Genomic DNA, 7,114 nt, shown 5'->3' with positions numbered 1-7,114 from the left:
TGGCACATCTCTTGATGAAATTATTCGTGCTTATTGTGCAGTCTAGTGTCTCATACTTATTTGAAATGACTATAACTTCCCTGCTCAAATTCCCCCCGGTCGCGAACAGGAAAACACTCGACCTGCGGTAATTGTAGCTTTGCCAAATGTCACAGGAATAACGCGGTTTTCGTTGGTAATAGTCGTTCCCTTGACGACACAACAAGGAGATTGGGCGACACGAAACTTAACGCTATATCCGCAGCTTCAGGCTGGAATGGGAAACCTACGCTATGACTCTACTGTGTTGCTGGATCAAATACGTGCTGTGGACATAAAGCGTGTTTTGGGCTACCGAGGAGATTTAACCGCAGAAGAGTATCAGCCGATCGCAAATGGACTAAAAGCGATGTTTGGCTTTTAAATTATCCCTTCATCAGCGTTTATCTGCGTGCATCTGCGGTTAAAAATCCCCCTCAATTCCCTGACAACAAGCTTAATGTCCCAATAGCTTATCCCGCAAATGCTTAATCCGATCGCGCAATTTACCCGCCTCCTCAAACTCCAACTTCTTAGCCGCCGCCTTCATCTGCGCTTCCAACCGCCCGATTAACTGAGGAATCTCATCCAGAGATAACTCGTTTACCTGTTCGTAAACCTCCTCCAACTGCTGAGAATTCAGCTTGCGCGACACATCCAAAAATGCCAAAATCGCATTACTCGATCGCTTTTTGGCGATCGGCTGCGGCGTAATCCCGTGCATCTTATTGTACGCTAGCTGAATCCCCCGGCGTCGATCCGTTTCGTCGATCGCCTTCACCATACTATCCGTCAAATTATCCGCATACAAAATAGCCTGTCCCTGAACGTGCCGCGCCGCCCTTCCAATCGTTTGAATCAACGAACGTCCCGATCGCAAAAACCCCTCTTTATCCGCATCCAAAATTACCACCAGCGAAACTTCCGGCAAATCCAAACCTTCCCGCAGCAAGTTAACACCAATCAATACATCAAACTTACCATCCTGCAAATCTTGGATAATTTCGATGCGTTGAATCGACTGAATTTCCGAGTGCAAATACCGCACTCTAATCGCCCTCTCCTGCAAATATTCGGTTAAATCTTCCGCCATCCGCTTCGTTAAAGTCGTCACCAAAACTCGCTCGTCCCGACTTACTCTCTCCTTAATTTCCCCCAACAAATCATCTATTTGTCCTTCCGTCGGGCGCACGAAAATCGTCGGATCTATTACTCCCGTAGGGCGAATTACTTGCTCTGCAACTCTGCCTTCAGATATTTCCATTTCCCAATCCCCAGGCGTAGCAGAAACAAAGATGCACTGATTCTCTTTTGCCCAGAATTCCTCTGCTTTTAAAGGGCGGTTATCTGCCGCACTCGGCAAACGAAAACCATGTTCTATCAATACTTTTTTCCGCGCTTGGTCGCCGTTGTACATCCCCCGAATTTGCGGCACTGTGACGTGAGATTCATCTATCACCAACATCCAATCTTTCGGGAAATAATCAATCAAACATTCTGGCGGTTCCCCCGCATTTCTCCCTGCTAAATGCCGCGAATAATTTTCGACTCCGTTGCAGTAACCTACCTCGCGCAGCATTTCCAAATCGTAGCGCGTGCGCTGTTCTAAACGCTGAGCTTCTAAGAGTTTCCCCTGTTTTTCAAATTCTGCCAATCTGTCTTCTAATTCGAGTTCTATTCCTTGGCAAGCAGCCTCTAATTTATCTTCTGCCGTGACAAAGTGGCGCGCTGGATAGATATTTAAAGCCGTTGAACTTTGCAGGATTTTACCTGTTACCGGGTCAACGTAGCGAATGGCATCAATTTCGTCGCCGAAGAATTCAACGCGAATAATTCTATCTTCGTAAGCGGGACCGATTTCCAAAACATCGCCTTTGACGCGAAATTTGCCTCTCCCTAAATCTATATCGTTGCGGCTGTATTGGACGTTAACTAAATCTCGCAAAACTTGCCGCTGGTTGACTTCCATTCCTACTCGCAAAGGAATAGCAGCTTTCAGGTATTCTGCAGGCATTCCCAAACCGTAGATGCAGCTAATTGAAGCAACTACAATTACGTCGCGGCGTTCAAAGAGCGATCGCGTGGCGGAGTGCCGCAGCATATCTATCTCGTCGTTAATTGCTGCCGTTTTCTCAATGAAAGTATCCGTGACGGCGATGTATGCTTCAGGTTGGTAGTAGTCGTAATAACTGACAAAGTATTCGACTGCATTGTTCGGGAAAAAATTTCGCAGTTCGTTGCACAGTTGAGCTGCCAGGGTTTTGTTGTGTGCTAGAACTAAGGTGGGTCTGCCGATTTTTTCAATCACCGAGGCAATGGAGAAGGTTTTACCCGTACCTGTGGCGCCGAGTAAGGTTTGAAATCGATCGCCCGCTTCGATGCCTTTGACAAGTTGGGCGATCGCTAGCGGTTGGTCGCCTGTGGGCTGGAAGGGCGCTTGCAATTGAAAAGATGCTGCCGCAGTTACCATAGGAAAATGTAGCTATTACCCATAAATCTTAACAAAAATGCAGAGATTATGCAATTTCGTTAAAAAAATAGTTAGACTTTGTAATATTATTTTAATCATCGGCCGAAATAGAAAGCAGAAAGCCCACAAAAGCAGTTGTCCGAACCCAGCAATCAACAGCAATAAGCGAGGAAAAGAATTATGGATACGCGCAGCACAGGTACAGGCAAAGGCAAAGCGATCGCCCGCCGCGGCAAAGGCAGTTCCAAAAGCCAAGCGACAGAACCCACGGATGCCAAAGCAACAGGAATTCAACTTTATCGGCCGCCACACCTGCATGACAACCGTCCCGTCGGCCCAGACGATTTTACCATCAGCGAGATCGTCTCGATATCGGGCGATCGCCCGATCGGCACTAGCACCCTGCACATCAGCGAAACCTACGGCATTGTAGGCAATCGCCCGGTGGAATCCAGCGACTTTGAAGTGGTTGCTACACTCGGCAATCGCCCGATCGGCTCCAGCGCCATGCAAGTCAGCGAAATGTTCAGTATGTCCGGTGCCCGCCCTATTGCCATCAGCACTCTGCACATTGATGAAGTTTACTCCACAATGGGAGGAAACCGCCCTATTGCGTCAAACGAAATTGACGATAGCTCGACATTAATGGGCTTCTTAGATTAATTAGTCAGTTGTTAGTTGTTAGTTGACTGTTGTCTGTTGACCGTTGTCAGTTGACTGTTGACTGTTGTTATTTCTTATTTGTTACCTGCTACTAATAAGCAATAACCATAGCACTTCTGGGTTTAATGAGGTACGTCTGGTAATTGGTAATTGAGAGGGATGTATAGCGGTTTTCTCTTGAAGTGAAATGCTAATCTGTAGGGTGCGTCGCCCTCAGATGAGAAATGAAACTTGGAGATTTTTCCGGGCGACGCACCTTACCCTTATCAATAGCGGATATAACAATTTGTGGCGTCCAGAACTGTAATAATTACAGTCAACAGTCAACAGTCAACAGTCAACAGTCAACAGTCAACAGTCAACTAACTACTTCCCGATACCCTGATATTTACTCAATAAAGCAGCAAAGCGCTTGTAATCCACAGGCTTCCTCAAATACTCCGCCGCTCCCAATTCTAAACCCTGATTTTGGTCGTCCAAAAAAGTTATCATAATCACCGGAATCTCAGCCAAATCCGGATCGGCTTTCAAGGTAGACAGCACTGCCCAGCCGTCCATACTCGGCATCATCACGTCCAGAATAATCGCGTCCGGCAGCAACTCCTTAGCCAACAGTAGCCCCCCTTGACCGCTAGCCGACGATCGCACCCGAAATCCCTCTTTCGACAAGCAGCGGGTCATCAAATCCCGCGCGTCTGGATCGTCGTCAATCACCAGCACCGTAGCAGCATCGGGCAGATCCAGCGGTTGCGATCGCACAGCTTTTTGCTTCGCTTCAGTCGTCGCTACACTCGTTTCTAAATCCTCGCAAGACTTCGGCTGCATTTGTGCGATTTCTCGATCTTCCGGCACTTGTTTCGGGTTTGTAACCGCAATCGGCAACCGGATCGTAAAACTAGAACCGCAATCAAATTCGCTCTCAACCTTAATGTCTCCGCCCATCATCTGGCAAAACTTCCGGCTAATTGTCAGCCCCAAACCGGTGCCGCCGTATTTGCGGGTAGTAGAATCGTCCGCTTGGGTGAAAGCTCCGAACAGCCTCGACACCTGATCCTCAGTCATGCCAATGCCGGTATCGGTGACTTGAAAGACGATCGAAGGCTGTTGACACCGAGAAGGATCTGCCGAGAGTTCTTCGGAGTTGCCGATCGGCAAAACCTTCCCTTCTTCCTTCCAAACATTAATCGTAATTTTGCCTTGATCGGTAAACTTAGCAGCATTGCTAGCCAAATTCAACAGCGCTTGTCGCAGCTTCGACGAATCGGAGTAGATCGTGCCAATATTGCGATCGCAATTGACGATCAAAGTATTGCCATTTTTCCCTAGCATTGGTTGAACAGTAGTGACAACCTCCTCGATCAAATTCCACACCTCAAAAGTCTCCAAAAAAAGAGTCACCTTTCCTGCTTCAATTTTAGAAATATCCAGGATGTCACTAATAATGGTGAGCAACTGCTTGCCTGCCATATTAATGCTTGCCAAATCCATCACAAACTCTTCTTCGCCGAGTTCCAGAGCCTCTTCTTGCAGCAGCTCGCTGTAGCCGATAATCGCATTCAAAGGCGTCCGCAACTCGTGAGTCATATTTGCCAAAAAAGTGCTTTTCGCCCGGTTGGCAGCTTCGGCAGCATTCTTAGCAACTTCCAATTCCTCCGATCGTTCCTCTAGCTGTCGCTGCCGCACTTCCAAACCCTTGAGCAAACTGCTGATTTGCTGAGCCATTGTATTGAGAGTAGAAGATAGCACCCCGATCGCGTCATTAGAAACCACCGGCGATCGAGCCGTCAAATCACCGCTGGCCATCTGTTCGGCAGTTTCCCGCAGCAAGCCGAGATTCCGAATAATTGCTGACACCGACACAAAACCCCCTATCCCCGCGATCGCACTCAAAACCAAAGCCCCCAGCAGCCAGTGCTGAGTGCGGCTTACCACTGCCAGAGTTTGCTGCACCAGCACCGCCATTGCTGCCTCAGAAACCCCCGCCGGAGCTGAGGCAGCCTCTATTGCCAGCAAATAGTTCTTCATCTCCACAGAACCCATCCACCCGACTCCCACCGCCATCCAAGTTATCAGTACCAAGATGACAAACAGCCCGCTCAAAGAAGCCCGAGTTCCCAAAGAAATCGGCCTCGGAGCAAATGCCGCCGCCCAAGGATAGGCTTTGAGAAAAGGATCTGGCGGAACCGGTGCGCCGGAATTCCAAATCTCCTCAATTTGACCGTCCACTCTCACCTTGCCAATCCGCACTGTTTTCCAAATATGCTGAGTTTGGGCATCTATTTTTACCTTGCCCGAAGGCGCTGCAAACTCAATATTTTTAGCAGCCGCCCTGACTTTAACCACATTTGTCGAACCCGCTTTTTCTACTGCTTGCTTCCAGAGGTAAACGCCCAAATAAGCTGCTTCGATCGGGTCATCCGTGACTCGATTTTCCCCGTATCGGGCTTTATAAGCCTTGACAAATTTACGATTTTCCGGTGTATCCACCGTTTGAAAATAGTTCCAAACCACCAAATGTCCAGCAATATTGGACGGCCCGATCGCCCGCACTTCCTCTTCTGCTACGCTGACCGACATCACGGGCAAATTATCGGGTTTCACGCCAGCTTCCCGCAACTTTTGGAAAAAAGCCACATTGCTGTCGCCGTTGAGAGTGTTGAGAATAGCATCTGGTTTCACTGCTAAGATATGTGCGATCGCCTCGCCCACATCCCCCGAACCCAGCGGCAGATACACTTCCCCCGCCAACTCTCCCCCCTGTGCCGCCAGTTGAGCTTTCACAATCCGATTTGCCGTCCGGGGAAAGATATAGTCCGAACCCAACAAAAAAATTTTCCGCTTCCCCTGTGCCAGCAAATAATTCACCCCAGGCACAATCTGTTGGTTCGGGGCAGCACCAGTGTAGAAAATATTCGGACACTGTTCTAGCCCTTCATACTGCACCGGATAGAACAGCAACCCGCTGCCGTGATCGAAAGCCGGCTGTACAGCTTTGCGGCTCGCCGAAGTCCAACAGCCAAATACCACTGCCACCTGCGCTTCTAGGAGCAATTGCTTAGCTTTTTGAGCAAAAGTTTGCAAATCGCTGGCTCCATCTTCTATAACCGCTTCCAAGGGGCGTCCGAGCACCCCTCCCGCGGCATTAATTTCCTCAACAGCCAACAGCGTCGCATCTTTAACTGAAATTTCGCTGATGGACATCGTGCCCGTCAGGGAATGCAAAACGCCTATTTTGATCGGCTCACGAGTCGGGCCGGCTGCTTCGAGAGGGTTACTGCTCCTTGCTCCCATAGGGTTTTAGATAATTTTTACCGAAAAATGGGGTTTAAAGCCCCGCACTTAAGTGCGGCTTTTATCTAGGACTTTCCTTGATAAAAAGTGCTGAGGTTTCATATAATCATATCATGATAGTAAGAAAAGCAAAGCTAAAAAATGGAACGAAAGACCAATACTGTGCACTTCATGAAGCCATCCGAACAGGCGAGTTCATTAGAAACAAAGCTGTCAGATTTTGGATGGACAACGCAGATGTTAGTAAACCCATCTTGTACGCACTCTGCAAAGATATTGCCGGCATAGCGCTTTCGTGAAAAACCTCTATTCAGCCGCCCATCAAGCCAGTGCGGAACGCGCTTGGGCTTCTATATCTAGCTTCTATAGCCGCTGTAAAAAAGGCGAGAAAAGGAAGGGTTATCCCAAATTCAAAAAGCATTGTCGCTCTGTAGAGTACAATGTGTCATGCTGTAAACTAAGCTGTTGCACATTTAAACAGTGATACAAGCATTACCCTGCTTTTTGATTTTTCGCTCCCATTCAATTATTAATTGTCCTTATTTTAAGAGGATCTGCCATAAATACTTTAGCTATTCAATAGATGTAAATAGCATACTATAGTCATTTCAAATAAGTATGAGACACTAGACTGCACAATAAGCACGAATAATTTCATCAAGAGATGTGCCA

4 protein-coding genes are annotated in these 7,114 nt (G+C 47.9%); 2 read left to right on the top strand and 2 right to left on the bottom strand.

Annotated elements, in window-relative coordinates:
• Window positions 1-88 precede the first annotated feature (88 nt).
• Window positions 89-403 (top strand): type II toxin-antitoxin system PemK/MazF family toxin, encoded by a 315-nt coding sequence (locus tag QUA36_RS30380; RefSeq protein ID WP_333460061.1) that lies wholly within the window; start codon window positions 89-91, stop codon window positions 401-403.
• Window positions 404-475: 72 nt separating this feature from the next.
• Here the strand turns inward: QUA36_RS30380 and uvrB are convergent, their stop codons facing one another.
• Window positions 476-2,488, bottom strand: coding sequence for an excinuclease ABC subunit UvrB (uvrB, locus tag QUA36_RS30375; RefSeq protein WP_333158243.1), 2,013 nt, complete (start codon window positions 2,486-2,488; stop codon window positions 476-478).
• A 180-nt stretch (window positions 2,489-2,668) separates the two neighbouring features.
• On the opposite strand from uvrB, the gene QUA36_RS30370 reads away from it, so the two are divergent.
• The gene (locus QUA36_RS30370; RefSeq protein ID WP_333158245.1) at window positions 2,669-3,151 is read left to right on the top strand and encodes a hypothetical protein; all 483 of its coding nucleotides are present in this window, start codon (window positions 2,669-2,671) and stop codon (window positions 3,149-3,151) included.
• A gap of 366 nt (window positions 3,152-3,517) precedes the next feature.
• On the opposite strand, the gene urtA is transcribed toward QUA36_RS30370, so the two are convergent.
• The gene (urtA, locus tag QUA36_RS30365; protein WP_333460060.1) at window positions 3,518-6,442 is read right to left on the bottom strand and encodes an urea ABC transporter substrate-binding protein; all 2,925 of its coding nucleotides are present in this window, start codon (window positions 6,440-6,442) and stop codon (window positions 3,518-3,520) included.
• Window positions 6,443-7,114: the final 672 nt, after the last annotated feature.

Origin of the sequence: Microcoleus sp. Pol10D4, from assembly GCF_036701555.1 — a bacterium.
Taxonomy (GTDB): Bacteria; Cyanobacteriota; Cyanobacteriia; order Cyanobacteriales; family Microcoleaceae; genus Microcoleus.
This window is presented reverse-complemented; position numbering and strand designations above follow the sequence as displayed.

What these genes read in the sequence shown, in the direction of transcription:
- QUA36_RS30370 (WP_333158245.1), top strand. Translation starts at nt 2,669, where the DNA reads ATGGATACGCGCAGCACAGGTACAGGCAAAGGCAAAGCGATCGCCCGC.
- uvrB (WP_333158243.1), bottom strand. Translation starts at nt 2,488, where the DNA reads ATGGTAACTGCGGCAGCATCTTTTCAATTGCAAGCGCCCTTCCAGCCC.
- urtA (WP_333460060.1), bottom strand. Translation starts at nt 6,442, where the DNA reads ATGGGAGCAAGGAGCAGTAACCCTCTCGAAGCAGCCGGCCCGACTCGT.